The 26,198-nt window shown below is 72.6% G+C and carries 24 protein-coding genes and 1 pseudogene; 11 read left to right on the top strand and 14 right to left on the bottom strand.

Annotation, left to right across the window (positions count from 1 at the left end; genetic code table 11):
- Positions 1 to 3: 3 nt before the first annotated feature.
- From OG357_RS00575 to OG357_RS00590, 4 genes are all read right to left on the bottom strand, one after another.
- Complete coding sequence (locus tag OG357_RS00575; RefSeq protein WP_329619182.1) at positions 4 to 921, bottom strand: acetaldehyde dehydrogenase (acetylating); 918 nt, start codon at positions 919 to 921, stop codon at positions 4 to 6.
- Positions 922 to 925: 4 nt separating this feature from the next.
- Positions 926 to 1,708: a 2-keto-4-pentenoate hydratase gene (locus OG357_RS00580; protein WP_329619183.1), complete on the bottom strand. Its 783-nt coding sequence runs from the start codon at positions 1,706 to 1,708 to the stop codon at positions 926 to 928.
- Positions 1,709 to 1,884: 176 nt separating this feature from the next.
- On the bottom strand, positions 1,885 to 2,796 hold the full coding sequence (locus tag OG357_RS00585; protein ID WP_329619184.1) for an SDR family oxidoreductase: 912 nt from the start codon (positions 2,794 to 2,796) through the stop codon (positions 1,885 to 1,887).
- 34 nt (positions 2,797 to 2,830) lie between these two features.
- A complete protein-coding gene (locus tag OG357_RS00590) occupies positions 2,831 to 3,607 on the bottom strand; it encodes an SDR family oxidoreductase (protein WP_329619185.1) in 777 nt (258 codons plus the stop codon).
- A gap of 78 nt (positions 3,608 to 3,685) precedes the next feature.
- On the opposite strand from OG357_RS00590, the gene OG357_RS00595 reads away from it, so the two are divergent.
- Genes OG357_RS00595 through OG357_RS00610 form a run of 4 tightly spaced genes read left to right on the top strand, consistent with a single transcriptional unit; the run spans position 3,686 to position 7,174 of the window.
- The gene (locus tag OG357_RS00595; protein ID WP_329619186.1) at positions 3,686 to 4,468 is read left to right on the top strand and encodes an enoyl-CoA hydratase family protein; all 783 of its coding nucleotides are present in this window, start codon (positions 3,686 to 3,688) and stop codon (positions 4,466 to 4,468) included.
- A 14-nt stretch (positions 4,469 to 4,482) separates the two neighbouring features.
- The gene (locus tag OG357_RS00600) at positions 4,483 to 5,331 is read left to right on the top strand and encodes a CoA transferase subunit A (protein ID WP_329625448.1); all 849 of its coding nucleotides are present in this window, start codon (positions 4,483 to 4,485) and stop codon (positions 5,329 to 5,331) included.
- Entirely contained in the window at positions 5,328 to 6,110 is a 783-nt protein-coding gene (locus OG357_RS00605) for a CoA-transferase subunit beta (protein ID WP_329619187.1), read from the top strand. Before OG357_RS00600 ends, OG357_RS00605 begins: the two co-directional genes overlap by 4 nt.
- Positions 6,107 to 7,174, top strand: coding sequence for an NAD(P)H-dependent flavin oxidoreductase (locus OG357_RS00610; protein ID WP_329619188.1), 1,068 nt, complete (start codon positions 6,107 to 6,109; stop codon positions 7,172 to 7,174). The genes OG357_RS00605 and OG357_RS00610 overlap by 4 nt, the downstream gene beginning before the upstream one ends.
- A gap of 22 nt (positions 7,175 to 7,196) precedes the next feature.
- On the opposite strand, the gene OG357_RS00615 is transcribed toward OG357_RS00610, so the two are convergent.
- Genes OG357_RS00615 through OG357_RS00630 form a run of 4 tightly spaced genes read right to left on the bottom strand, consistent with a single transcriptional unit; the run spans position 7,197 to position 10,949 of the window.
- Entirely contained in the window at positions 7,197 to 8,354 is a 1,158-nt protein-coding gene (locus OG357_RS00615; protein WP_329619189.1) for an acetyl-CoA C-acetyltransferase, read from the bottom strand.
- A 42-nt stretch (positions 8,355 to 8,396) separates the two neighbouring features.
- On the bottom strand, positions 8,397 to 8,984 hold the full coding sequence (locus OG357_RS00620; RefSeq protein ID WP_329619190.1) for a TetR/AcrR family transcriptional regulator: 588 nt from the start codon (positions 8,982 to 8,984) through the stop codon (positions 8,397 to 8,399).
- Between the two features lie 13 nt (positions 8,985 to 8,997).
- Positions 8,998 to 9,786, bottom strand: coding sequence for an SDR family oxidoreductase (locus tag OG357_RS00625; RefSeq protein ID WP_329619191.1), 789 nt, complete (start codon positions 9,784 to 9,786; stop codon positions 8,998 to 9,000).
- A complete protein-coding gene (locus OG357_RS00630; RefSeq protein ID WP_329619192.1) occupies positions 9,783 to 10,949 on the bottom strand; it encodes an acyl-CoA dehydrogenase family protein in 1,167 nt (388 codons plus the stop codon). The genes OG357_RS00625 and OG357_RS00630 overlap by 4 nt, the downstream gene beginning before the upstream one ends.
- Positions 10,950 to 11,063: 114 nt before the next feature.
- Between OG357_RS00630 and OG357_RS00635 the strand changes: the two are divergent.
- The 5 genes and pseudogenes from OG357_RS00635 to OG357_RS00655 all read left to right on the top strand — a co-directional run.
- A pseudogene (locus OG357_RS00635) lies at positions 11,064 to 11,906 on the top strand (enoyl-CoA hydratase); the annotation flags it as partial.
- On the top strand, positions 11,906 to 13,075 hold the full coding sequence (locus tag OG357_RS00640) for an acyl-CoA dehydrogenase family protein (RefSeq protein ID WP_329619193.1): 1,170 nt from the start codon (positions 11,906 to 11,908) through the stop codon (positions 13,073 to 13,075). The pseudogene OG357_RS00635 and the gene OG357_RS00640, both read left to right, overlap by 1 nt.
- On the top strand, positions 13,075 to 14,067 hold the full coding sequence (locus OG357_RS00645) for an acyl-CoA dehydrogenase family protein (protein WP_329625449.1): 993 nt from the start codon (positions 13,075 to 13,077) through the stop codon (positions 14,065 to 14,067). Before OG357_RS00640 ends, OG357_RS00645 begins: the two co-directional genes overlap by 1 nt.
- A 109-nt stretch (positions 14,068 to 14,176) precedes the next feature.
- Entirely contained in the window at positions 14,177 to 15,571 is a 1,395-nt protein-coding gene (locus tag OG357_RS00650) for an MFS transporter (protein ID WP_329619194.1), read from the top strand.
- The gene (locus tag OG357_RS00655) at positions 15,568 to 16,647 is read left to right on the top strand and encodes an acyl-CoA dehydrogenase family protein (protein ID WP_329619195.1); all 1,080 of its coding nucleotides are present in this window, start codon (positions 15,568 to 15,570) and stop codon (positions 16,645 to 16,647) included. Before OG357_RS00650 ends, OG357_RS00655 begins: the two co-directional genes overlap by 4 nt.
- Before the next feature lie 10 nt (positions 16,648 to 16,657).
- Here OG357_RS00655 and OG357_RS00660 read toward each other — a convergent pair whose 3' ends face one another.
- On the bottom strand, positions 16,658 to 17,851 hold the full coding sequence (locus OG357_RS00660; RefSeq protein WP_329619196.1) for an MFS transporter: 1,194 nt from the start codon (positions 17,849 to 17,851) through the stop codon (positions 16,658 to 16,660).
- A gap of 126 nt (positions 17,852 to 17,977) precedes the next feature.
- Positions 17,978 to 19,081, bottom strand: coding sequence for a chitinase (locus OG357_RS00665; protein WP_329619197.1), 1,104 nt, complete (start codon positions 19,079 to 19,081; stop codon positions 17,978 to 17,980).
- A 165-nt stretch (positions 19,082 to 19,246) separates the two neighbouring features.
- Here OG357_RS00665 and OG357_RS00670 point away from each other — a divergent pair, with 165 nt between their 5' ends.
- Positions 19,247 to 19,816 (top strand): HutD/Ves family protein, encoded by a 570-nt coding sequence (locus tag OG357_RS00670; RefSeq protein WP_329619198.1) that lies wholly within the window; start codon positions 19,247 to 19,249, stop codon positions 19,814 to 19,816.
- Between the two features lie 7 nt (positions 19,817 to 19,823).
- Here the strand turns inward: OG357_RS00670 and OG357_RS00675 are convergent, their stop codons facing one another.
- The 4 genes from OG357_RS00675 to OG357_RS00690 form a co-directional block, all read right to left on the bottom strand.
- On the bottom strand, positions 19,824 to 21,239 hold the full coding sequence (locus tag OG357_RS00675) for a purine-cytosine permease family protein (RefSeq protein WP_443066609.1): 1,416 nt from the start codon (positions 21,237 to 21,239) through the stop codon (positions 19,824 to 19,826).
- A 240-nt stretch (positions 21,240 to 21,479) separates the two neighbouring features.
- The gene (locus OG357_RS00680) at positions 21,480 to 22,382 is read right to left on the bottom strand and encodes a YhjD/YihY/BrkB family envelope integrity protein (RefSeq protein ID WP_329619200.1); all 903 of its coding nucleotides are present in this window, start codon (positions 22,380 to 22,382) and stop codon (positions 21,480 to 21,482) included.
- A gap of 37 nt (positions 22,383 to 22,419) precedes the next feature.
- Positions 22,420 to 22,833 (bottom strand): SHOCT domain-containing protein, encoded by a 414-nt coding sequence (locus OG357_RS00685; RefSeq protein WP_329619201.1) that lies wholly within the window; start codon positions 22,831 to 22,833, stop codon positions 22,420 to 22,422.
- Between the two features lie 61 nt (positions 22,834 to 22,894).
- The gene (locus tag OG357_RS00690; protein ID WP_329619202.1) at positions 22,895 to 25,012 is read right to left on the bottom strand and encodes a SpoIIE family protein phosphatase; all 2,118 of its coding nucleotides are present in this window, start codon (positions 25,010 to 25,012) and stop codon (positions 22,895 to 22,897) included.
- 228 nt (positions 25,013 to 25,240) lie between these two features.
- Here OG357_RS00690 and OG357_RS00695 point away from each other — a divergent pair, with 228 nt between their 5' ends.
- Complete coding sequence (locus OG357_RS00695; protein ID WP_329619203.1) at positions 25,241 to 25,903, top strand: DUF5701 family protein; 663 nt, start codon at positions 25,241 to 25,243, stop codon at positions 25,901 to 25,903.
- The last annotated feature ends 295 nt before the right edge of the window (positions 25,904 to 26,198 follow it).

The following is a 26,198-nucleotide window of genomic DNA, read 5'->3' on the forward strand; positions in this document are numbered from 1 at the left end:
TCCTTACGCGCGAGGCGCGAGGAGCGCCTTGGCGAACTCCTCACCGACCCTGGTGGCGGCGGCGGTCATGATGTCGAGGTTTCCGGCGTAGGGCGGCAGGTAGTCGCCCGCGCCCTCGACCTCCAGGAAGATCGCGACGCGCGCCATCCCGCCGTTCTCGGGGCTCGGATCGTCGAACTGCGGCTCGGTGCGCAGGCGGTAGCCGGGGACGTAGGCGGCGACCTGTTCGGCGACCTCCTTGACGGAGGCGGCGATGGCCGCCTGGTCGGCGTCCGCGGGGATCGCGCAGAAGACGGTGTCCCGCATGATGACGGGCGGCTCGGCGGGGTTGAGGATGATGATCGCCTTGCCGCGCGCGGCGCCGCCGATGGTCTCGATGCCGCGCGAGGTGGTCCGGGTGAACTCGTCGATGTTCGCGCGGGTTCCGGGCCCGGCGGAGACGGAGGCGACCGAGGCGACGATCTCCGCGTACGGCACGGGGACGACGCGGGAGACGGCGTACACCATGGGGATGGTGGCCTGTCCGCCGCAGGTGATCATGTTGACGTTGGGCTTGTCGAGGTGCTCGCGGAGATTGGCGGGCGGGACGACGGCAGGGCCGACGGCCGCCGGGGTGAGGTCGACCGCCTTGATGCCGAGTTCGGCGTAGCGCGGGGCGTTGGCCCGGTGGACGTAGGCGCTGGTGGCCTCGAAGACGATGTCGGGTTTCTCGTCCTGGGCGAGCAGCCAATCGACGCCCTCGTGGCTGGCCTCCAGGCCCAGCCGGCGGGCGCGGGAGAGGCCCTCGCTGTCGGGGTCGACGCCGATCATCCAGCGGGGTTCGACGTGTGCGGAGCGGAGCAGCTTGTAGAGCAGGTCGGTGCCGATGTTGCCGGATCCGACGATGGCGGCTGTCGCCTTGGTCCTGGTGTTGATGGTCATCACCTCAGATGAAGGGCAGGGAGACCGAGCCCAGCCCGGTGAACTCGGCGGTGAAGGTCGCTCCGGGCGCCACGTCGACGGCCCGGGTGCAGGAGCCGGGCAGGACCACGTGTCCCTTCTTCAGGGACACCCCGAAGCGGGCCACGGTGCGGGCCAGCCAGGCGACGGAGAGCGTCGGGTCGCCGAGGACGGCGTCGCTGCGCCCCTCGGCGAGCAGTTCGCCGTCGCCGGTCAGCCGTGCGTCGATGGTCGTCAGGTCGAGCTCGCGGGGGTCGCGGCCGTCGCCGATGACGTATCCGGCGGAGGAGGCGTTGTCCGCGATGGTGTCGGCGATGGTGATCCGCCAGTCGCGGATCCTGCTGTCGATCAGCTCGATTGCGGGCACGACGCGTTCGGTCGCGGCGAGCACGTCGGCGGCGGTGCAGGTCTCGCCCGGGAGGTCGTCGCCGAGGACGAACCCGACCTCGACCTCGACGCGCGGGTGGCAGTAGCGGGAGACGGGGACCGGGACGTCGGGCCGCAGCTCCATGTCGTGGAGCAGGTGGCCGTAGTCGGGTTCGTCGACGCCCATCATCCGTTGCATGACGGGCGACGACAGGCCGACCTTGTGGCCGCGCACCTCGGCTCCCGCCGCGACGCGGTGCCGGATGTTGACGAGCTGGATCTCGTACGCGTCCTCGGTGTCGATGCCGGGGAAGGCCGAGGTCAGCGGGGCGATCGGCGTGACGCCGTGTTCGGCGGAGCGCAGCAGCTCGGCCGCCTCGTGTCTCTGGCGGTCCGTGAGCATGGCGGGTCCCTCCTGCGGGCGGTTGGGGCTGTCCGGCGAGGCTAGGCCGGTACCGATGACCGCAGGGAGCGCCAGTTCCCGGTGAGCGGGAAAGGCCCCCGGAGGGGGCGGAACGCACTGCGGGGCGGGCTCGTGGCGTTCCCGTCACGAGCCCGCCCCGCAGCTGCGTGAGTCGGTCAGTGCGCCCCGTACACGGGCTGCGGGGGCTCCGCGTCCGCGAGGAGCTTCAGCGCCGTGTCGCCCGCCTCGGCCGGGGTCCAGCGGGCGCCCTTGTCGGCAGTCGGGCCCGGCCGCCAGCCCTCCATGACGGTGATCCGGCCGGCCTCGGCCTCGAAGACCCGTCCGGTCACGCCGGCCGAGGCGGCGGAGCCCAGCCAGACGACGAGGGGGGAGACGTTCTCCGGGGCCATCGCGTCGAAGGCGTCGTCCTCGGGGGCGGCCATCGTCTCGGCGAAGGTCCGCTCGGTCATCCGGGTGCGGGCGGCGGGGGCGATCGCGTTGACCTGGACGCCGTAGCGGCCCGTCTCGGCGGCGGCGACGAGGGTGAGGCCGATGATCCCGGCCTTGGCTGCGGCGTAGTTGCCCTGGCCGACGCTGCCGAGGAGACCGGCTCCGGAGCTGGTGTTGATCACCCGCGCCTCGGGCGTCCGGCCGGCCTTGGCCTCGGCGCGCCAGTGCGCGGTGGCGTACTTGAGCGGCAGGAAGTGCCCCTTGAGATGGACGCGCATGACGGCGTCCCACTCGTCCTCGTCGAGGTTGACGAGCATGCGGTCGCGCAGGAACCCGGCGTTGTTGACGAGGGTGTCGAGGCGGCCGAAGGCCTCCAGGGCGGTGGTGATCAGCGAGGCCGCGCCGTCGGCGGTGGCGATGTCACCGCCGTGGGCGACGGCCTCTCCGCCCGCCGCCGTGATCTCGTCGACGACCTGCTGGGCCGGTCCCGCTCCCCCGCCGCTGCCGTCCGGGGCGACTCCGAGGTCGTTGACGACGACCTTGGCGCCCTCGGCGGCGAAGGCGAGGGCGTGCGCGCGGCCGAGGCCGCGGCCCGCCCCGGTGACGACGACGACGCGTCCGCTGCACAGTCCTGTCATGGTGTGGTCCTTTCACTCGAGCTGGGTGGGGCCGTCAGTGGTTGACGGTGGCGGCGTCCAGGAAGCCGGGGCGTTCCCCGCCGCCGTGGACGTGCAGGCTGGCGCCGCTGATGTACGCGGCGCGGTCGGATGCGAGGAAGACGCAGGCGTCGCCGATGTCGGCGGGTTCGGCGAGCCTGCCGAGGGGCACGGTGCGGCCGACGGCGGCGACGCCTTCCTCGTCCCCGTAGTGCAGATGGGACAGTTCGGTGCGCACCATGCCGAGGACGACCGTGTTGACCCGCACCCGGGGCGCCCACTCCACGGCCATGGAGCGGGCGAGGTTGTCCAGGCCCGCCTTCGCGGCTCCGTAGGCCGCGCTGCCCGGTGACGGGCGGGTGCCGCTGACGCTGCCGATCATGATGATCGCCCCTCCCCCGGTCTGGTGGCGCATCACCTCGTACGCGGCGAGGGAGGCGGTCAGCGGGGCGACGAGGTTCAGTTCGACGACCCGGGCCTGTCGCTCGGCTCCCCCGTCGTCGAGCATCCGGAACGGGGTTCCGCCGGCGTTGTTGACCAGGGTGTCGAGCCGTCCGTGGTCCTCGCGGACCCGCTCGAAGAACCCGCCGACGGCCTCCGGGTCGCGCAGGTCGACGGGGAGGAAGCGGGCCGTGCGGCCCGCCGCCTCGACGGGCTCGTCGGGTGGCCGTCGCGCGCAGGTCACGACCTCCGCGCCGGCTTCCAGCAGGGCACGGGTGATTCCCGCGCCCACGCCCCGTGTTCCGCCGGTGACGACGGCGACGGATCCCGACAGATCGATGATCGCTGCCAATGGGCACCTCCCGCAGCGCGCGAACCGCTGCTATCTTCCACCTAACAAACGTTAGGTGGAAAGGTAGCTGATCTGCTCATGGGTGTCTCCACCTCCGCCCCGGAAGAGGGCATCGCCGTCGTCACCGTGGACTTCCCCCCGGTCAACGCCCTGCCCGTACAGGGCTGGTACGACCTGGCCGCCGCGGTACGCGCCGCCGGCGCCGACCCCGAGGTGCGCTGCGTGGTGCTGGCCGCCGGGGGCCGCGGTTTCAACGCCGGCGTCGACATCAAGGAAATCCAGCGCACGACCGGGCACGACGCCCTCCTCGGCGCCAACCGCGGCTGTTACGAGGCCTTCGCCGCGGTCTACGACTGCGAGGTGCCGGTGGTCGCCGCCGTGCACGGCTTCTGCCTGGGCGGCGGGATCGGCCTCGTTGGCAACGCCGACGTCGTCGTCGCCTCCGACGACGCGACCTTCGGCCTGCCCGAGCTGGACCGGGGCGCGCTGGGCGCGGCCACCCATCTCTCCCGGCTGGTCCCCCAGCACCTGATGCGGGCCCTGTACTACACCTCGCGCACCATCACCGCCCAGGAGCTGCTCGGGCACGGCTCGGTGTGGCGGGTCGTCCCGCGCGAAGGACTCCGCGAAGCGGCCCTCGAGGTGGCCCGGGAGATCGCCGCCAAGGACGGGCAGCTGATCCGGCTCGCCAAGGCCGCGATCAACGGCATCGATCCGGTGGACGTCCACCGCAGCTACCGCTTCGAACAGGGCTTCACCTTCGAGGCCAACCTGAGCGGTGTCGCCGACCGGGTCCGCGACACCTTCGGCACCGAGAAGGGAAACACCGTGAACGAGACGGTCAAGGAGGAGCAGTCGTGAGCAGGGACAAGACGATGACCGCCGAGGAGGTCGTCGGCCGCCTGGAGAGCGGGATGACGATCGGCATCGGCGGCTGGGGCTCGCGGCGCAAGCCGATGGCACTGGTCCGGGCGCTGCTGCGGTCGGACCTCACCGACCTGACCGTCGTCTCGTACGGCGGCCCGGACGTCGGGCTGCTCGCCGCCGCCGGGAAGGTCCGCAAGCTGATCGCGGCCTTCGCCACCCTCGACTCCATCCCCCTGGAGCCGCACTTCGGCGCGGCCCGGCAGAGCGGCTCCCTGGAGATGGTGGAGCTGGACGAGGCCATGGTCATGTGGGGGCTGACCGCCGCCGCACAGCGGCTGCCCTTCATGCCCGTACGGGCCGGGCTCGGCTCGGACCTGATGAGCGTCAACCCGTCGCTGCGGACGGTCACGTCCCCGTACGACGACCGCGAGGAGTTCGTCGCCGTCCCCGCGCTGCGCCTGGACGCCGCACTGGTCCACCTCAACCGCGCCGACGCGCACGGCAACGGCCAGTACCTGGGCCCCGACCCGTACTTCGACGACCTCTTCTGCGAGGCCGCGGACACCGCGTACCTCTCGTGCGAGCGGATCGTGGAGACCTCCGAGCTGCTCAAGGACTCCGGGCCGCAGTCGCTGCTCGTCAAGCGCGCGTTCGTCAACGGCGTCGTGGAGACCCCGAACGGCGCGCACTTCACCTCCTGCACCCCCGACTACGACCGCGACGAGACGTTCCAGCGCGCCTACGTCACGGCCGCGCGCGATCCGGAGGCCTGGCGGGCCTTCACCAAGCGATTCCTCTCCGGCGACGAGGACGCGTACCAGGCCGCGGTGGCGGCGTTCCACGAGGAGGAAGCATGAGCGGCGGCCGCACGACGACGGATACGACGACGGCGACGCGGGCCGAGTACTGCGTGGTGGCGTGCGCCGAGGCGTGGCGGGGCGCGGGAGAGATCCTCGCCAGTCCTATGGGCACCGTCCCGATGATCGGGGCCCGGCTCGCGCGGCTCACCTTCTCCCCCGACCTGCTCCTGACCGACGGCGAGGCGCTGCTCATCGCCGACGTGCCGGCGGTCGGCGCCCCGCCCCGGGTCGTGGAGGGCTGGCTGCCGTACCGCCAGCACCTGGCCCTCGTCACCACCGGGCGGCGGCACGTGATGATGGGCGCGAGCCAGATCGACCGGTACGGCAACCAGAACATCAGCTGCATCGGCGACTGGGAGCGGCCCAAGCGCCAGCTCCTCGGCGTCCGAGGGGCACCCGTCAACACCCTCAACAACCCGACGAGTTACTGGGTCCCCAAGCACTCGGCCCGGGTCTTCGTCGAGCGGGTCGACATGGTCTCCGGGGTCGGCTACGACCGCGCGGCCGCGGCCGGCCCCTCGGCCGCCCGCTACCACCGCATCCCCGAAGTCGTCAGCGACCTGGGGGTCTTCGACTTCGAGACCCCGGACCGCACCATGCGGCTGCGGTCGCTGCACCCCGGTGCCACCCTCGAACAGGTCACGGCGGCCACCGGGTTCGCGCTCACCGTCCCCGACGAGGTGCCGTACACCCGCGAGCCCACGGCGGAGGAACTCCGGCTGATCCGCGAGGAGATCGACCCGAAGGGACTGCGGGACCGCGAGGTTCCCGCATGAGCGACGTCACGATCGCCACCCGCCTCACCGAACTGGTCGGGGTCCGGCACCCCCTCGTGCAGACCGGCATGGGGTGGGTGGCCGGCCCCCGGCTGGTCTCGGCCACCGCCGCAGCCGGCGCGCTCGGGATCCTCGCGTCGGCGACCATGACCGTCGACCAGCTCCGCTCGGCGGTGCGCGAGGTCAAGTCCCGGACGGACGCGCCCTTCGGCGTGAACCTGCGCGCGGACGCCGGGGACGCGGGCGAGCGCGTGCAGATCATCATCGACGAGGGCGTACGGGTCGCCTCCTTCGCGCTCGCCCCCTCGCGCGAGCTCATCGCGCGGCTCAAGGACGCGGGCGTCGTCGTCATCCCCTCCATCGGGGCCAAGCGGCACGCCGAGAAGGTCGCCGCCTGGGGCGCCGACGCGGTGCTCGTGCAGGGCGGCGAGGGGGGCGGTCACACCGGGAGCGTCGCCACCACGGTCCTGCTCCCGCAGATCGTGGACGCCGTGGACATCCCGGTCATCGCGGCCGGCGGCTTCCGCGACGGGCGCGGCCTCGTCGCGGCGCTCGCCCACGGCGCGGCCGGGGTCGCCATGGGCACCCGGTTCCTGCTCACCTCCGACTCGACCGTGCCGGACGCGGTGAAGGCCCGCTATCTGGCCGCCACGGTCCAGGACGTCACCGTCACCACCGCCGTCGACGGCCTGCCGCACCGCATGCTGCGCACCGAGCTGGTCGACGCGCTGGAGCGCTCGGGCCGGGCCGCCTCGCTGCTGCGGGCGGTCCGGCACGCCGCGGCCTTCCGCCGCGAGACGGACATGAGCTGGGCGCGGATGGTCCGGGACGGTCTGGCGATGAAGCACGGCAAGGACATGACCTGGAGCCAGATCCTGCTGGCGGCCAACACGCCGATGCTGCTCAAGGCCTCCATGGTGGAGGGCCGGACGGATCTCGGCGTGATGGCGTCCGGGCAGGTCGCGGGGCTCATCGACGATCTGCCGTCGTGTGCCGAGCTGGTCGACCGGATCATGGCGGAGGCGCGGGCCACGCTCGCGTCGCTGCCGCGCGCCGTCGGCTGAGCGTCGGACCTCATGAACACGTTCAGAGGCGCTCGATGATGGTGACGTTGGCCTGGCCGCCGCCCTCGCACATCGTCTGCAGGCCGTAGCGGCCGCCGGTGCGCTCCAGCTCGTGCAGGAGGGTGGTCGTCAGCTTGGTGCCGGTGGCGCCGAGCGGATGACCGAGGGCGATGGCCCCGCCGTTGACGTTGACCTTGTCCGGGTCGGCGCCGGTCTCCTTCAGCCAGGCGAGGACGACCGAGGCGAAGGCCTCGTTGATCTCCACCAGGTCGATGTCGTCGAGCGTCATCCCGGCCTTCTTCAGCGCGTACGCCGTCGCCGGGATCGGCGCGGACAGCATGCGGATCGGGTCCTCGCCCCGTACGGACAGGTGGTGGACGCGGGCGCGCGGCGTCAAGCCGTGCTCCCGTACGGCCCGCTCCGAGGCGATCAGCATCGCCGAGGCTCCGTCGGAGACCTGGGAGGAGACCGCGGCGGTCAGCCGGCCGCCCTCGACCACCGGGTTCAGGCCCGCCATCTTCTCCAGTGTGGTGTCGCGGCGCGGACCCTCGTCGGTGGTCACGTCGCCGTACGCCACGATCTCCCGGTCGAAGCGGCCCTCGTCGATGGCGCGGGCGGCCCGCTGGTGCGACCGCAGGGCGAACTCCTCCATGTCCCGGCGGGAGATGCCCCACTTCGTGGCGATGAGCTCGGCGCCGTGGAACTGGTTGACCGGCTGGTCGCCGTACCGGGCCCGCCAGCCCTCGGAGCCGGCGTACGGGCCGTCGGTCAGTCCGAGCGGCGCGGCGGCCTGCCGGCTGGCGAAGGCGATGGGCACGAGGGACATGTTCTGCACGCCGCCGGCGACCACCAGGTCCTGGGTGCCGGACAGGACTCCCTGCGCGGCGAAGTGCAGGGCCTGCTGGGAGGATCCGCACTGCCGGTCGACGGTCACGCCGGGCACCTCCTCGGGCAGGCCGGCGGCCAGCCAGGCGGTACGGGCGATGTCGCCGGCCTGCGGGCCGACGGTGTCGAGGCAGCCGAAGACGACGTCCTCGACGGCGGCGGGGTCGGCGCCGGCGCGCTCCATCAGCGCCTTCAGGACGTGGGCGCCGAGGTCGGCGGGGTGGACGGCGGCGAGCCCGCCGTTCCGCCTGCCGACGGGGGTGCGCACCGCATCGATGATGTAGGCCTCGGCCATGGCTTCTCCTCTTTCCTGTCTCACGCGTTCATGTCATGGATGTCAGGTACGGAGTGCCACGCCCTCCAGCACCATGGACAGGTACTGGCGGGCGATCTCCTCCGGGCTGTGCTGTCCGCCGGGCCGGTACCAGGACGCGGCGACCCAGACGGTGTCGCGGACGAAGCGGTAGGTGAGGCGGACGTCGAGGTCGGCGCGGAACACCCCGGCGGCCACGCCGCGTTCCAGGGTGCCGAGCCAGGCCTTCTCGAACTGCTGCTGCGAGTCGTCGAGATAGCCGAAGCGCGGCTGCTCCCGCAGGTGCCGGGACTCCCTCTGGTAGATGGCGACGGCGGCGCGGTGCCGGTCGATCTCCCGGAAGGACTCGGTGACGAGAGCCTCGATGGTCTCCCTGGGGCCGTGTCCGGCGGCGAGCACGCGGTCGTACCGGGCCCACAGCTCGTTCAGGAAGCGGGAGAGGATCTCGTCGAGCATCGACTCCTTGGAGTCGAAGTGGTAATAGAGGCTGCCCGCGAGGATGCCCGCCGCGTCGGCGATCTTCCGGACGGTGGTGGCGTCGTACCCCTGGGCAGCGAACACCTCGGCGGCGGTGGCGAGGAGTTCGTCCCGTCGCTCGGGCGCCGCGCTCACCACGGTCGTCTCCTCACGGATGCTGACTGCTCACCGAGACGACCTCGCCGGTCAGGTACGAGGAGTAGCCGCTGGCGAGGAACACGATCACGTTGGCCACCTCCCACGGCTCGGCGTACCGCCCGAACGCCTCGCGGGCTGTCAGCTCTTCCAGGAGCTCGGGGGTGGTGACCTTCGCCAGGTGGGGGTGCATGGCCAGGCTCGGGGAGACGGCGTTGACCCGTACGCCGTACTCGGCGGCCTCCAGGGCGGCGCAGCGGGTGAGCGCCATGACGCCGGCCTTGGCGGCGGCGTAGTGGGCCTGGCCCTTCTGGGCACGCCAGCCGACCACGGAAGCGTTGTTGACGACGACGCCGCCGCTGCCCGCGGCCTTCAGGCGGCGGAGTGCGGCGCGGGTGCAGCGGAAGGTGCCGTTGAGGGTGACGTCGAGGACCTTGTCCCATTGGTCGTCGGTCATGTCGACGAGGTCGGCGGTGCCGCCCAGGCCGGCGTTGTTGACGAGGATGTCGAGGCGCCCGTGGCGCTCCTCGGCGAGGTCGAGGAGGGCGGCGACCTGGGCCTCGTCGGTGACGTCGCAGGGCAGGGCGGCGACGCGGTCGGCGCCGAACTCCGCGGCCAGTTCGGCCTCGGACTCCTTCAGCCGGCGGGCGTGGGCGTCCGAGAGGACGACCCGCGCGCCTTCCTCCAGGAGCCGCCTCGCGGTGGCGCCGCCGATACCGGCGCCGGCCGCGGCGGTCACCACGGCGCTCCGGCCGGCGAGCAGCCCGTGCCCCGGGACGTAGGGGGGTGGTGTGCGGGTCACGGGCGGACCTCCTTGGGCAGGCCGAGGACGCGCTCGGCGATGATGTTCCGCTGGATCTCGTTGGATCCGGCGTAGATGGTGTCGGAGCGGGAGAAGAGGTAGAGCCGCTGCCAGTCGGTGAGGTCGTACGGTTCGCCGGCCGCCAGCATGCCGCCGGCGCCGCAGACGTCCATGGCGAGTTCGCCCAGCTCGCGGTGCCAGGTGGCCCAGAAGATCTTGCCGATGGACGCTTCGGGGCCGGGGGCCCCGGCCGCGACGCCGCCGAGCATGCGCAGGGCGTTGAACCGGATGGTCTCCAGGCCGATCCAGGCCCGGGCGATGCGGTCGCGGATCAGCGGGTCCGTGGCCGCGCCGTTGCGCCTGGCCAGCTCGATGACGGCTTCCAGTTCGCGGCGGAAGCCGACCTGCTGGCCGAGGGTGGAGACGCCCCGCTCGAAGCCGAGGGTGGCCATGGCCACCTTCCAGCCTTCGCCCGGGGCGCCGACGACGTTGGCCGCGTCCGTCCTGGCCCCGTCGAAGAACACCTCGTTGAACTCCGAGGTCCCGGTGAGCTGGACGATCGGCCGGATGTCGACACCGGGCCGGCGCAGCGGGACGAGCAGGTAGGACAGGCCTTGGTGGCGGACCGAGCCGACTTCGGTGCGTGCGACGACGAAGCACCAGTCGGACTCGTGCGCCTGTGACGTCCAGATCTTCTGGCCGGTGACCACCCACTCCCCGCCGTCCCGGTCGGCCCGGGTACGGACGTTGGCCAGGTCCGATCCCGCGTCCGGCTCGCTGTAGCCCTGACACCACAGTTCCTCGACGGCGACGATCGGCGGGAGGAAACGCTCGCGCTGCTCGGGCGTACCGAAGGCGATGAGGGTGGGCCCGAGGAGCTGTTCGCCGATGTGGCCGACGCGGGCGGGGGCGGCGGCGAGGGCGTACTCCTCGTGGAAGGCGACCTGTTGTTCCAGGGTCGCCCCCCGTCCGCCGTACTCCTTCGGCCAGCCGACGCAGGTCCATCCCTCGGCGGCCATGTGCCGCTCCCAGGCCAGGCGTTCGGCATGCGCCTCGTGCTCCCGACCGGGTCCTCCGCGGCCGCGCAGGGCGGCGAACTCGCCGGTGAGGTGGGAGCGCAGCCAGCTGCGGAACTCTGCGCGGAACTCCTCGACGTTGCTCATGGCCGTACGTTAACCTACCAAACACTTGTTAGGGAAGGAGGGCGGATGTCCGCTGCCCGCACCGCATCCACGTCCACATCGACGGTCACATCGACGTCCACATCCACAACGGCTTCGACGGCCACGTCACCTGTCCGATACGCCCGCCTCGGCCCCGTCGCCGTGGTCACCATGGACCGGCCCGATTACCGCAACGCCCAGAACTCCGCGATGACATACGCCCTGGACGAGGCCTTCTACCGCGCGGCCGGCGACAGCGAGGTCAAGGTCGTCGTGCTCGCCGGGGCGGGGAAGCACTTCTCCGCCGGTCACGACATCGGCACCCCGGAACGTGACGCGCACCTGCCGTTCGACCGCAGGGCCGGGCTCTGGTGGGACCACTCGGACAAGGAGGGCGCGGAGAGCCGCTTCGCCCGCGAGTCCGAGGTCTATCTGGGCATGTGCCGGCGCTGGCGCGAACTGCCCAAGCCCATGATCGCGTCCGTCCAGGGCGCCTGCGTCGCGGGCGGCCTGATGCTCGCCTGGGTGTGCGACCTGATCGTCGCCTCCGAGGACGCGTTCTTCGCCGACCCGGTCGTCCGCATGGGCATCCCCGGCGTCGAGTACTTCGCCCACCCGTGGGTGATGCCCCCGCGCATCGCGAAGGAGTTCCTGTACACCGGTGACCGGATGAGCGCCCGTCGCGCGTACGAGGTCGGCATGGTCAACCGCGTCGTCCCACGCGAGGAACTGACCGACCGCACCATGGAGTTGGCGGCCAGGATCGCCGAGATGCCGCGCATGGGCCTGGCCCTCACCAAGCGCGCGGTCAATCAGGCCGAGGACCTCCAGGGCATGCACACCGGCATGGACTCGGTGTTCGGGCTGCACCACCTCGCGCACGCGCACAACGCCGAGACCGCCCCGGACTCCCTGGGCGGCATGGACGTCCACGCGATGAAGGCGGCGGGAGCCTGATGGACCTCGACTTCACCGCGGCGGAGGACGCCTTCCGGGCCGAGGCCCGCGCCTGGCTCACCGCCCACGTACCCACCGTCCCGCTGCCGTCCCTGGAGACGGAGGACGGTTTCGCCGCCCACCGCGCGTGGGAGCGGATCCTCTTCGCCGACCGATGGTCGGTGGTCTCCTGGCCCGAGGAGTACGGGGGCCGGGGCGCGTCGATCCTCCGGTGGCTGATCTTCGAGGAGGAGTACTTCGCGGCCGGCGCGCCCGGCCGGGTGAGCCAGAACGGCATCAACCTCCTCGCCCCCACCCTCTTCGAGCACGGCACCGACGAGCAGCGCGCCCGGATCCTCCCCTCCATGGCCTCCGGCGAGGTCATCTGGGCGCAGGCCTGGTCCGAACCGGAGTCCGGCTCGGACCTCGCGAGCCTCCGCTCCACCGCCGTCCGCACGGAGGGCGGCTGGCTCCTGAGCGGCCAGAAGACCTGGTCGTCGCGGGCGGCCTTCGCCGACCGCGCCTTCGGCCTCTTCCGCAGCGACCCGGCGGCCGCCAAGCCGCATCAGGGCCTGACGTATCTGATGTTCCCGCTCGACGCGGACGGGGCGACCGTACGGCCCATCGGGCGGCTCGACGGCAAGCCCGCCTTCGCCGAACTCTTCCTCGACGACGTCTTCGTGCCCGACGAGGACGTGATCGGCGCGCCGGGCCAGGGCTGGCGGGTCGCCATGAGCACGGCGGGCAACGAGCGCGGTCTCACGCTGCGCAGCCCCGGCCGGTTCACGGCCGCCGCCGAGCGGCTGGCCGAGCTGTGGCGGGAGGGCGCCGACCCGTCCGACACCGCGCTGCGCGACCGGGTGGCCGACGCGGTCATCGGAGCGCGCGCCTACCGGTTGTTCACCTACGCCAACGCCTCCCGGATCGCCGCGGGAGAGTCCATCGGCGCCGAGTCCAGCCTCAACAAGGTCTTCTGGTCCGAACTCGACATCGCGCTCCACGAGACCGCGCTCGACGTACTCGGCCCGTACGGCGAGCTGTCCGACGAGGCCACGGAGGCTCCCGCCCACGGCAGTTGGGCCGAGGGCCACACATTCTCCCTCGCCGGGCCGATCTACGCGGGCACCAACGAGATCCAGCGCGACATCATCGCCGAGCGCCTGCTCGGCCTGCCGAAGGGACGCCGGTGATGCGGTTCCTCCTCGACGACGAGCAGCGGGAGTTCGCCCGCTCGCTCGACGCCATGCTCACCGCGTCCGACACCCCGGGGGCCGTACGGGCCTGGGCCGCCGGTGACACCGCGCCGGGCCGTGCCCTCTGGTCCCGGCTCGCGGAGGCAGGGGTCTTCGCCCTCGCCGTACCGGAGCCGTACGAAGGACTCGGCCCGCTGCCGGCGGAACTTGTCGTGGCTTTCACGGAGTTGGGCCGCCACGCCGTCCCCGGGCCGCTCGTCGAGACGGTCGCCGCGGCCGCGCTCCTCGACCGTCTCGGCGACCACGAGGCGGCTGCGGCGTGGCTGCCGCGCATCGCCTCCGGCAAGGCGCTCGTCTCCCTGTGCGTGCCGGCCTTCGGAAGCCCCTACGCCCTGGACCCGGACGCGACCGACGCCGTGCTCGTCGTGGAGGGCGACGCGGTGCTCCTGACGGAGGACGCCGGACCCGTCCAGCCGTCCGCCGATCCCGCACGCCGACTGGCCCGCCCCCTCGGCGGCACCGTCCTGGCCGGGGGCCCCGAGGTGACCGCGGCCGCCGCGCACGCCGCCGACGTGGCGACCCTGGTCACCGCCGCCCAGGCACTCGGCGTCGGCCGCGCGCTGCTCGACCGGACCGTGACGTACGTCAGGCAGCGCACCCAGTTCGGGGTCGCCATCGGCTCGTTCCAGGCGGTGAAGCACCGTCTGGCCGACACGCTCATCGCCCTGGAGTTCGCTCAGCCCCTGCTCCATTCGGCCGCGCTGACCCTGACCCGGGCGGACGGCGCGGAAGCCGGGCGCGAGATCGCCGCGGCGAAGGTCGCGGCGGGCGACGCCGCCTACGCCGCCGCCCGCGCGGCCCTGCAGCTGCACGGCGCCGTCGGCTACACGGACGAGTTGGACCTGTCCCTGTGGATCCGCAAGGCCCGTCCCCTGCGCGAGGCCTGGGGCACCCCCGCCGCCTGCCGCGCCCGCGTCCTCGCGCCCTGACGCCGCCGGCTCGCTCGCCCGGACCACCCACCCGGGAGAGCGAGCCGCACACGCCGGCTCCGCTCACCGCTCACCGATCCCCCGCTTCCCCACCGCACCCGGGAGCCCCATGTCCTCCGCACCGTCCCCGCACTCCCCCGAGAGACCGTCGGACCCCGCCCTGCTGCGCAGGGTCGCGCTGTCGAGCCTGCTCGGCACCGTCATCGAGTACTACGACTTCCTGCTCTACGGCACGATGGCCGCGCTCGTCTTCGGTCCGTTGTTCTTCCCGGGCTCCGATCCCACCGTCGCCACGATCGCCGCCTTCGGGACGCTGGCCGCCGGCTACGTGGCGCGGCCGCTCGGCGGCGCCGTCTTCGGGCACTTCGGCGACCGGCTCGGCCGCAAGTCGATGCTCGTCCTGACGATGGTGCTCATGGGGGTGGCGAGCCTCCTGATCGGGCTCCTGCCGACGTACGGAACCATCGGCATCGCCGCACCCGTGCTCCTCGTCCTTCTCCGCGTCGTGCAGGGCATCGCGATCGGAGGGGAATGGGCCGGAGCGACGCTCATGGTCGTCGAGCACGCCGACCCGCGGCGCCGAGGCCTGTGGAGCGGGGTGATGCAGATGGGGTCGCCGATCGGCTTCCTGCTCTCCACGGTCGCGGTCACCCTGACCACGCTGCTGCCCCGCGAGTCCTTCCTCTCATGGGGCTGGCGCGTCCCGTTCCTGTTCAGCGCGGTGCTCCTCGCCGTCGGCCTGTACGTGCGGGTGAGCATCACGGAGAGCCCGCTGTTCCGGCAGGCGGCGCGGGCGGACGAGGCCGGCAAGGAGCCCGGCGTGCCGCTGGCGCAGGTGCTGCGCAGGCCCCGGAACCTCGTCCTCGCGTGCGCCGTGGGCATCGGCCCCTTCGCCCTGACGGCCCTGATCAGCACGTACATGCTCACCTATGCGACGACCATCGGGTACGCCACCTCCGAGGTGATGACGGGCCTCGTCCTCACCTCGGTCACGGGTCTGGTGACCATTCCGCTCTTCTCCGCGCTCTCCGACCGCGTGGGCCGCCGGGCCGTCGTGCTGGGCGGCGCCGCGGGTGTCGTCCTGCTCGCCTTCCCCGTCTACGCCCTGGTCGACGCCCGGTCCCCCGCGCTGCTCGTCCTCGGCATGGTCATCGGCCAGGTGGTGCAGTCCGCGATGTACGCGCCGCTGGGCCCGCTGCTCTCCGAGATGTTCGGCACCCGCGTCCGCTACACCGGGGCCTCCCTCGGCTATCAACTGGCCGCACTGATCGGCGGCGGGTTCACCCCCTTGTTCGCGAGCAGCCTGCTCTCCGCCTCGGGCGGCGCGCGGAGCGCTCCCCTCGCGGTGCTTGCGCTCGTCTGCGGTCTCGTGACGGCCCTGGCCATCCGGCGCACCGCCGAGACCCGGGGCCGGGACCTGTCGGAGGAGGATCCGGCCGCCACCCGTACCCCCTCAGCGGCACCGAGCCGTGTCGAACCGTTCGGAAAGGAGCAGAGCGCATGAGGCTGACGGAGGAACAGGAAGAACTGCGGTCCGCTGTACGGGCGCTGCTGGGGCGCCACGCGGGGGACACGGCCTGGCGTCCGCTGACCGGGCAGATCGGCGTCGCGGGGCTTGCCGTTCCCGAGGAGTACGGCGGCGCGGGCTGTGGGGCCCGCGAGGTCCATGTGGTGATGGAGGAACTGGGGCGGCAGCTGTCCCCCGTGCCGTACCTCGGCTCGGCCGTGCTCGTGGTGCAGGCGCTGCTCGCCTCGGGCGACACGGCGGTGTGTGCGGAGTTGCTGCCGGGACTGGCCTCGGGCGCCGTGGTGGGGGCGCTGGCATGGGCCGAGGACGGCTCCTGGGACCCGGCGGCGATACGGGCCGAGGCCGCCCCCGGGCCCGGCGGCGTCCGGCGGATCACCGGGGTCAAGGATCACGTCCTCGACGGCGCCGGCGCGGAGCTGCTGCTCGTGGCCGCCCGTACGGACGCGGGGGTCTCGCTCTTCGAGGTGTCCGGGGACGGTGCCGGCGTGGACCGTACGCCGTCGGTGACGATGGACGCGACCCGGGGCCAGGCCCGCCTGGCCCTCGCCGGGGCGGAGGGCCGGCTGGTCGGGGCGGAGGGCGACGGCGAGCGGGTGCTGCGGCACGTCCTCGACCTGGCCTGCGTGGCGCTCGCCGCCGAGCAGGTCGGCGCCGCCGCGCGCTGCCTCGAACTCACCGTCGCCTACGCCGGGGAGCGCGTCCAGTTCGGCCGGCCGATCGGTTCGTTCCAGGCGGTCAAGCACCGGCTCGCGGACGCCTACGTCCTGGTGGAGTCGGCGCGTTCGGTCGCGCTCGGGGCCGCTTTCGCGGTGGCCGAGGGAGCGCCGGACGCGACGCGCTGCGCGGCCGCCGCCAAGTCCGCCTGCTCGGAGGCGTTCTCGGCGGTGGCGGGCGAGATGATCCAGCTGCACGGCGGCATCGGCATCACGTGGGAGCACGACGCCCACCGCTACTTCAAGCGTGCGCACGGCTCGTCCCACCTCTTCGGCCCGCCTGCCTGGCACCGCGCGCGCCTGGCGGCCGGTCTGGGCCTGGCGGCGGCCAGGGGGTGACCGGGAGCGGTCAGCGGCTGCCGGCCTGTACGGGCCGTCGGACCAGGTACGCGGCGGCGGAGGCGACGAGCACCAGCATGCACGCGATGAAGACGAGTCCCGCCCCTTCGAGTCCGAGCGGGTCGGCGAGGAGTCCCACGCCGATCACCGGGATCGAGATTCCCGTGTAGGCGACCACGAAGAGGCTGGAGATCACCGCGGCCCGCTGGTCCTCCGGCGCCGCCGCGGCGACGGAGGACAGTGCCGCGCGGAAGGCGAGGCCCTGTCCGGCACCACCGACCACGGCCGACAGGACGACGAACACCAGGAGGTCGGTGTAGAGGGCCGCCCCGAGGAGCGCGAGGCCGGCGAAGAGGACGGCGCAGCCCAGCGGCAGGGAGCGCGCCACCCCGACGCGGTCGACGGCCAGCTGTCCGGCGGTGGAGGCGAAGAAGGCCAGGGCCACGACCAGCCCGCTCACGGCGTGGTTGTCGACGTGCAGGAAGCGGGCGAGGAAGGCGGGGCTGACCGAGGTGAACACGCCGAAGAGGGCGAAGCCCACGAAGGACGCGATCGCCGCCGGCACGAACACCGCCCTCACCTGGGCCGGGAGGGCGGGCCGCCGCGGCCGTACGGCGGTCAAGGGCCGGCGCTCCCGGACGGTCTCCGGGAGCCAGAGCAGGACGCCGGCGCTCAGTGCGACCAGGCCGAGGTGCACGGCGAACGGCAGGAGCAGTGGCTCGGGGGCGTACTCCGCGAGCAGGCCGGCGAGCAGCGGGCCGCAGCCAAGGCCTCCCATGTTGGCGGCGGTCGCCACGAACGTCGCCCGGGACGCTCCACCGGGCGGGGCCAGCTCCATGACGTACGCGGTGGCGGCGCCGGTGAACAGGCCTGCCGACAGACCGGACAGGAGCCGGCCCGCGTACAGCCAGTCCACGGTGGTCGCGCAGAGGAAGCAGATCGCGCTCGCCGCCGAGAACCCCAGGCCCCAGAGCAGCGTCGGCCGCCTGCCGATGGTGTCCGAGGCGTTGCCGGCCAGGAGCAGGACGCCGATGACCCCGAAGGCGTACACGGCGTAGACGACGGTCACCGTCAGTTCGGAGAACCCGAACTTCTCCTGGTAGAGGGGGTACAGCGGCGTCGGCAGTGTGGTTCCGGCCATGCACACGACGAACACGGCACCGGCGAGCAGACAGCGGAGCCAGCCCTGACGTTCACCTTCCATGGCGCCGACCGTAACCCCGGCGGGCGTCACGGCACCGGCACGACCTGCGGAAACGGTGAGGGTGTCACCCGGCCCGCCCCGGAGCGGGGGGCCGGGTGACACCCTGGTACGAGGCCGGACAGGGCCCTAGCGGCCCTGGAGTGCCTTGACGTTGTCGCCGAAGGTCCAGTTCTTCGACCCGTCCCAGTTCGCCGACCAGGTCATCAGGCCCTTGAGGGCCCCGCCGTAGTGGTTCCACGCCTGGGCCACGGTCGACGGCGCCATGTGGCCGCCGCCCGCGCCCGGCTGGGCCGGGAGGCCGGGGACCTGCTTGTCGTACGGCACGCGGATCGTCGTGCCCTGGATGACGAGGCCCCGGTTCAGGCAGTCGGTCTGCGCCACGAACCCGGCGACGGTCCCGGCGGCGTACGAGTCGCCCGAGCATCCGTACATGCTGCCGTTGTAGTACTGCATGTTGAGCCACCACAGACGGCCGTTGTCGGCGTACTTCTTGACGATGGGGAGGTAGGCGCCCCAGATCGAGCCGTAGGCCACGCTGCCGCCGGTGACGTACGCGGTCTCCGGCGCCATCGTCAGTCCGAAGCCCGCGGGCATGCGGGCGAGGACACCGTCGATGATGTGCACCAGGTTGGCCTGCGAGGCGGAGAGGGTGCCGATGGCGCCGCTGCCCACCAGGCCGGTCTCGATGTCGATGTCGATCCCGTCGAAGTTGTACTTCTGCAGGATGGGCACGATCGTCGCCACGAAGCGGTCGGCGACGGCGCGCGAGCTCAGGTCGATACCGGCGGCGGCGCCGCCGATCGACATCAGGATGGTCGCGCCGCCCGCCTTGGCCCGGCACATCTCCGCCGGGGTGGGCACCCGGACGGTGTTGTCCATGCCGTCCTCCCACAGCACCGTCCCGTCCGAACGGATCACGGGGAAGGCGGCGTTGATGACGTTGTAGCCGTGGGCCGCGAAGCGCGGGTCGTCGATGGGCGCCCAGCCGAAGGGCGGGTGGACGCCGTTGGCCGCGCCGTCCCAGTTCTCCCAGTACCCCTGGAGCACCTTCCCCGCGGGCTTCGGTTTGAGGGCACAGGTGTCCGCGGCGGCCTCCGCCGGGGCGAGGGCGGAGACGGGGGTACGGGCGGGCCGCGGGCTTTCGGCCGCAGCGGGGGCGGTGAGGGCGGCGGCCGCGAGCAGGGTGACGAGCCCCGCTCCGAGGACACGGGGGATCCGAAGGCCTGGCATGCGTGCTCCTGGGGACGTGGGGGGGTGGTCCTGGGCATGGCGCGCGCTCCAGCAGACCGTAGGTTGGTCCAGACCTTTCGTCAACCACTCCCGCGGACACGGCTCTTCCGTTGACCTGGCCGTATGATCCACACCCCGTACCGGACGCAGGTCAGGAGCCCACCGATGCACCACTTCGATGTCGAGACGCTGACGGCGGGCCGGTGGCGCAACGACGGGGGCGCGACCCGGCAGATCGTCTCGTGGCCGGTGGGCAGCGAGGAGTTCGGGTGGCGCGCGAGCGTCGCCGACATCGACCGGGACGGGCCGTTCTCGGCGTTCCCGGGCGTCGACCGGACGCTCACCCTGCTGGCGGGCGACGGCGTACGGCTCGCGTGCCCGGGGGTGTTCGATCGGCTCCTCGATCGCGCGGGCGAGCCGTTCGCGTTCTCCGGCGACCTCGAGCTCGCCGCCGAACTGCCGGGCGGCTCCTGCCGGGTGCTGAACATCATGGTGCGGCGCGGGCGCTGGGCGGCCCGCGTGGAGCGGGTCACCGGCGAGGTCGCGCCGCCCGCCGGGCACGCCGGAGTGCTCTACGTCCTGGGCGGACGCTGGCAGGCCGGCCCGGACGGGCGCGCCCTGACATCCGGCCAGGGTGTGTGGTGGGACGAGGACGCCGGCGTGCCGGGCGGAGCGGCCACACCGCTCTCGCCCGACGCGACCGCCCTGTGGGCGGACGTCATGCCGACGGGGTGACGCCGGGTCAGCCGGCCGAGACCGGTGCCGGGACCGGGTGGACGGTCTCGGCGGGCGGGTGGATCGTCTCGGCCGGCGGGTTCGCGGTGCGCCGCGCCCACAGCCTGTACAGGGCCGAGGTGACCACGAGTCCGACGATCCACGAGATGTCGGCGCCGCCGAGCCGCTCGGTGATCGCGCCGGTGTACATCTTGGTGGCCAGGAACGGGATCTGCACGGCGACGCCGACGACGTAGCAGGTCAGCGCGGTGACGTTCCAGCGGCCGTAGCGGCCGTCCGGGTCGTACAGCGCGGGGATGTCGACGCGCTCGCGGGACACGAGGTAGTAGTCGACCAGGTTGATCGCGCTCCACGGGGTGAACACCATCAGGAGCAGGAGCACGAAGTTCTTGAAGTTGGTGAGGAAGTCGTCGCTTGCGGCGAGCGCGATGACGACGGACACCGCGGTGAAGCCGACGATGTAGGTGGCGCGTGCGGCGGGCGAGATCCGGGAGCGGCCGTCGAAGGCGGTGACCGTGGTCAGGATCGACATGAAGCCGCCGTACGCGTTCAGGCAGTTGACGGTCAGCTTGCCGACCACGATCACGAGGTAGATGAGGAACGCGAGGAACGCCGGTCCCGCAAGCTCGCCGAGGAAGCCGACCTGGTCGGTCAGGAACGCCTTGCCCGCCACGGCCGCGGTGAGCGCGCCGAGCGTCATGGCCCACTGGGAGCCGATGACGGAGCCGGCGAAGGTGGACCAGAACGTCGCGCGCGTGCTGGTGTCGCGCGGCAGGTAGCGCGAGTAGTCGGCGACGTACGGGCCGAAGGTCAGCTGCCATCCGGCGCCGAGGCCCACGGCGAGCAGGAAGGTCGCCGCCTCGAAGCCCTTGATGCCGACGTGCGCGCCGACGTCGTACTGCGTGAACACCCGCACCAGCAGGTAGCCGAGGCCGAGGACGCCGACGACGGTCGCGATCCGGCCGGCGATGTGGATCAGCCGGTAGCCGGTGACGGCGACCACGGCGGTCAGCGCGCCGAAGAGGAGGATGCCGATGTCCGTATTGCCGATGTGCAGCATCTCGGACACCGCCTGCCCGGCCAGCACGCTGCCGGTCGCGGCGAAGCCGAGGTACATGAGGATCACCAGGAGCAGCGGCAGGACCGCGCCGTAGACGCCGAACTGCGCACGGCTGGAGATCATCTGCGGTACGCCGAGCCGCGGGCCCTGCGCGGAGTGCAGCGCCATGACGATGCCGCCCAGTACGTTGCCGATCAGCAGCGCGGGTATCGCCCAGAGGGCATCGGCGCCGAAGACGACGGCCAGGGCGCCGTCGACGATCGCGGTGATCTGCATGTTGGCGCCGAACCACAAGGTGAACTGGCTGCGCGGCGTACCGTGCCGCTCGGCGTCCGGGATGACCTCGATGGTGCGTCGTTCCATCGCGAGTCGTTCCCCGGGTTCGTGCTGGACCGGCATGTCGGTGACCTCTCCGTTGACCCAGTGAGCTGCGCCGAATCTGGCATGGAGATGAACAGACATCAAGGTCTTGAATGAATAAATACAACGCCAGGCTGCCCGGCAGACAGGGCGACGTGCACGACGCGCACGGCGGGGCGGAGCTGAACGAAGGGGCGCCGGCTCGGCGGCACCCGGGCGTCACGGCGTGACGCCGTCACGGCGTCACGGCACGAACGGCCCCGCCGTCGATCGGCGGGCGATGCCCCCGTTTTCCTCGGCCGGGGGCGGCGTGGCGTTCCTGTCCCGCATCACGTACTTGTTCAGCGGCGGCTCTTCCGCGAGTACGGCTCCGATGGTGACGGCGAACGTGACCGCGCCGCAGATGACAATCAGCCACGACAGCATGACGAGGACCAGGCCGAAGGCGCCGTATTCGCCCATGGCCCTGTCGACGGCCGCCGGCACATAGATCCGGGCCGTGAGGCTGAGCGTCGTGGTGGCGGTGGCGGCCAGCAGCGCCCCGGGCAGGAGCGCCAGCCAGGCGACGCGCTTGGCCAGCAGCAGGTGCTGGGTCCACAGCCAGACGCCGGTGGACACCAGGAAGGTCAGGACGACACCCACCAGGGCACCCGCGCCGAGGCCCTTCCGGATCGGGCCCTGGAACAGGATCACGAGCAGCAGGACGAGGAGCCACGCCACCCAGCGCCAGGCCGCGATCCGGGTCTTGGCCCTGGGCAGCCGCCAGGCCCGCTCGCACACCCGGGCCATGGCCCGGCTGAAGCTCGTCGCCGACACGAGGGCCACCGTCGCCCCGACCAGGCCGGTCGTCTCGCGGACTTCGTCGCTGGCCGAGCCGTTCAGGACCTGTTTGAGCTGCTCGTCGGACTCGCCGGTGAGGCCGAACATCGAGCCGAGCGACTCGCTCAGCTGGTCACGGACGCCGTGCGGGGCGAAGGCCGCGAAGGCGAAGAGGAGGGGGACCGCGGCCAGGAACGCCTGGGCGGCGAGCCTGGTCCCCGCGTCCAGGAGGTTCGCGGACACCAGCCGGCCCGTGAGCTCGGTCAGTACGGGGAAGCGTCGCTCGGCGCCCGTCCTCAGACGCTCGACCCGCGGCTTCCACTCCATGCCGTCTCCTGCCCCTGTCCGTCCGCGCCGGCCGCCGTCAGGCCAGGAGCTTCGCCTTCGCCTTCCGGAACTCCTCCTCCGTGAGCGCCCCCTTCTCCTTCAGTTCGGCCAGCCGCGCGAGTTCGTCGGCACCCCCTCCGCCACCCGCGCCGGACGCTCCCGGGGAGCCGGCCGCCGATGTGCGGATGTAGTCCTGGAAGGCCGCCTCGGTCTCCTTGGCGCGCGCCGTCTCCCGCTGGGTCATGCCCGTCCCGCGCGCGATGACGTAGACGAGGACGCCGAGGAAGGGAACCAGCAGGCAGAGGATCAGCCAGCCCGCCTTGCCCCAGCCGCTGAGCTCGTGGTCCCGGAAGATGTCCGTGATGATCTTGAACAGCAGGAACAGCCACATGATCCAGAGGAAGAACCAGAGCATGGTCCAGAAGAGGTCGAGCAGGGGGTAGTCGTCCATCGCCGTCTCCGTCCCGAGGGCCGATCTTGGCCGTTTCGGGAAGTATCTGCGGTTTGTGACACTACGGCGACTCGGGTGACTCGGGTGCCCCGGCACGGAAGGCGATCATCGCGGTGTCGTCGCGATGATCGGAGAGGCGCTGGAGTTCGTGCAGCAGTTCGGGCAGCGCCGCCCGCCGGTGGTGGGCCGCCTCGCGCGCCAGTCGCCGCTGTCCCTGCGCGAGGGAAGCGGTGGGCGTCTCGACCAGACCGTCCGTGTAGAGCAGGAGAGTGTCCCCCGCACCGAGCACGCGGGTGTGGGTGCTGCGCGGGAGGCTGAGGTCGACGCAGAGCGGCAGGTCCTCCTCCGTACCGTTGAGGAAGAGCGGGTCGCCGTGGGCCGGGATCAGCAGCGGCGGCGGGTGACCGGCGTTGGACCAGCTCAGGGACCACCGGAGGTCCGGAAGCCGGCGCAGCTGGGTGTGGACGGCCGTCGCGAAGGGCGCCGCACCCAGCCCCTCGGCCACCTCGTCGAACCGGGCGAGCACATCGGCGGGGGTCGTGCCGGGCCCGCGGCTGTAGGCCAGGGCGCGGAGCATGTTGCGCATCTGGGTCATCGCGGTGGCGGCGGCGAGATCGTGCCCGACGACATCGCCGACGTCGAGGACGAGCGTGCCATCGGGCAGGACGAACGCGTCGTACCAGTCCCCGCCGATCTCGTTGGCGGAGCTGGCCGGCTGGTAGGAGGCGGCCAGACTCGCCCCGTCGACGGCGGGCGGCCGGGTGAGCTGGGCGCGCTGGAGGGCGAGCGCGGTCCGCCGGGCGCGCTGGAGGTCGAGGGCCTTGCGGATCGGCTGCTGGGCGTGGTGGAGGACCTCGCGCAGCAGGTCGGTCTCGGTCGGGCCGAGGGCCGGGGTGTCGCCGTTGGTACTGGTGGCCGCGTATCCGAGGACGGTGTCGTCGACGACCAGCGGGATCAGGGTGACGCTCGTGGCCCCCGAGGCGGCGAGCCACCGTTCCGTGACGGCCGGCAGGAGCTCGGCCGGTACGGGGCCGCCGACGGGGATGCCGAAGGTGCGGGGGACGCGGGACTCCAGGACCTCGCGGACCGTCCGGGTGACCGTGACGCTCTGCCCGAGCAGGGCGGGCGGCGCCGGCAGTCCGGGACGAGTGGCGGAGGCGACCCGCCGGGCGGTGACGCGGGCGTGCTCGGGCAGCGGCCACTCCTCATGGGAGAGCAGCAGGATCAGACAGGCGTCGGTCAGTTCGGGCACGACGATCTTCACGACCTCGCCGAACGCCTCCCCCAGGCTCTGCCCCGTGACGGTCGCGACCCGGGCGAGGAGCCGCTCCCGCAGCTGGGCGCGCCAGGTGTCCTCGATGTCGACGGTGGCGGCGATCCACTCGGCGACGCGGCCTTCCCGCAGGACGGGGACCCCGCGCGTGGAGAGGTGGCGGTACGAGCCGTCCGCGGCGCGCACGCGGAAGGTGCACTGGAAGACGCCTCCGGCACCGCGCGTCGCGCTGTCGCGCCAGCCCGCGCCGAGCCGGTCGCGATCGCGGGGGTGGATGCGCGCGTACCAGCCCTCGTCGGCGCGCGGATGCCAGGGGACGCCGGTCAACCGCTCCCAGCCGGGGACGATCTCCTCCATCGTCCCGTCGGCGTGCATGACCCACACCATCACCGACACGGCGGAGACCAGGGCCCGGTACCGCTGCAGGGCGAACGTCTCGGTGGTGGTGTCCATCGCCACCACGAGGATTCCCTCGCCCTCGGACGTGGTCACGGGACTGCAGGAGTAGACGAAGTACCGTGCCTGCGCGGGCGCCCCGGGGTCGGGCTCGCGGGCGCCGGTGACCTGGCGGGCCCGCCCCGTGGCCCGTACCTCGTCCAGGACCGACAGGAACCGCCAGCCGTCGGGGTCCGCGAACGCCTCCCGGGCGGGCAGGCCCAGCCGCCGGGCGCCGAACATCCTCGTGAAGGCGGCGTTGGTGTAGAGGAGGCGGCCCTCGGGGCCCGCGAGCAGCGCCACGGCGGCGACCGCGCCGTCGAAGACCGCCGGGTCCAGGGGCGGCGCGGGGCCCGTCCCGGGTCCGCCGGGCGTCACGGGTCCGCCGGGGGGCGCGGTTCCGCCGGGGGGCGCGGTTCCGCCGGGGCGCGGCCCGGATCCGTCGTCACCGCGGCGGCGCCCTTCACTCACCGTCCTCCTGATCCGCGAAGCCGGAGCCCGCAGCCCGTGATACGCGACGCCCGTCGCACCTGACCCGCCGCGCCGCCACGGGTTACAGCCTGCTGGAGCGACGGCGGGGCGGCCAGGCGGGTCGAACCAATCGAGTGACCACCCCCGGGACGGGCCGACCGGGGAACAATCCCGCGGGCCACCCCGTTGACCCCAAGTCCCCCTGCACAGCTCGTCCCGAGGAGTACCTTGCCCGACACGTCCCCCACCGCCACCGTGCCCCCGCTCCCGCCGCTCGCCGCGCAGGCCGAGCGCCTGATCGAGCTCGGGGTGCACGAGATCGCCGGGGTCTCCGCCGACGCTCTGCGGGCCTTCGCCGCCGGTGCCGGTGCCGATGGCGATGGCAGTGGCGCTCTGCTCGCCGTGCACCCGGACCGCGCCCCGGCGTCCGCGCTCGCCCCGCTCCTCAGCCGTGACGGCAAGCCCGGCTTCGTCGTCGTCGACATGCCCGATGTCGACGACTTCGCCCCGTCCGACATCACGCTCCCCGACGCACCCTTCTACCTGGTCACCGGTGTCGACCGCGGCGACCACATGTCCAACTGGAGCCCGGACGAGGCACTGCCCGCCCTCGTCAAGGAGGACCGCACCCCGCTCGTGCTCACCGAAGGCATCCTCTGGGTGCTCCAGCAGCCGGCCGCCCTCGAACGGAACCTCTGCTTCATGACCATCGGTTCCCGGCTGCGCAAGGCGAACGGCGCCCTGGACGCCCGTACCCCCGCGATCTGGATCAGCAACGGCACGGGGCGGGACGGCCGCGAGCGGCGCAACGCCCCGAAGGTGGGCTGGTGTTGGTGGGGCAACCGCCACACCTGGCTGGGCTTCGCCTCGGCCGCGGGCCGCGGGCGCTAGCCACCGGCCACGATCCGCAGAACAGGCCCTGGCCACCGCTGAACAGACGGGGGCACACCTCGGCGATCCGCGCGCCCGTGGGCGCGCGCTCCTCTAGACTGCCGGACATACCGCCCCGGTGGACTCCCCCGTACCCCCGGGGCGGTTCCGTGTCCATGAGCACGGGAACCGCGCCTGCCCTCCACCACGGTCGGCGGCGTGCCAACCTCGATGTGCAGGATCCCGGCGGACACTCTGCAGATCGACGGAGACTCAGGTTTGATCGATCTGCTGCGCGCGTGGGAGCCGGAGGTGT

The organism is Streptomyces sp. NBC_01255 (assembly GCF_036226445.1).
In the GTDB taxonomy this organism is placed as follows: domain Bacteria; phylum Actinomycetota; class Actinomycetes; order Streptomycetales; family Streptomycetaceae; genus Streptomyces.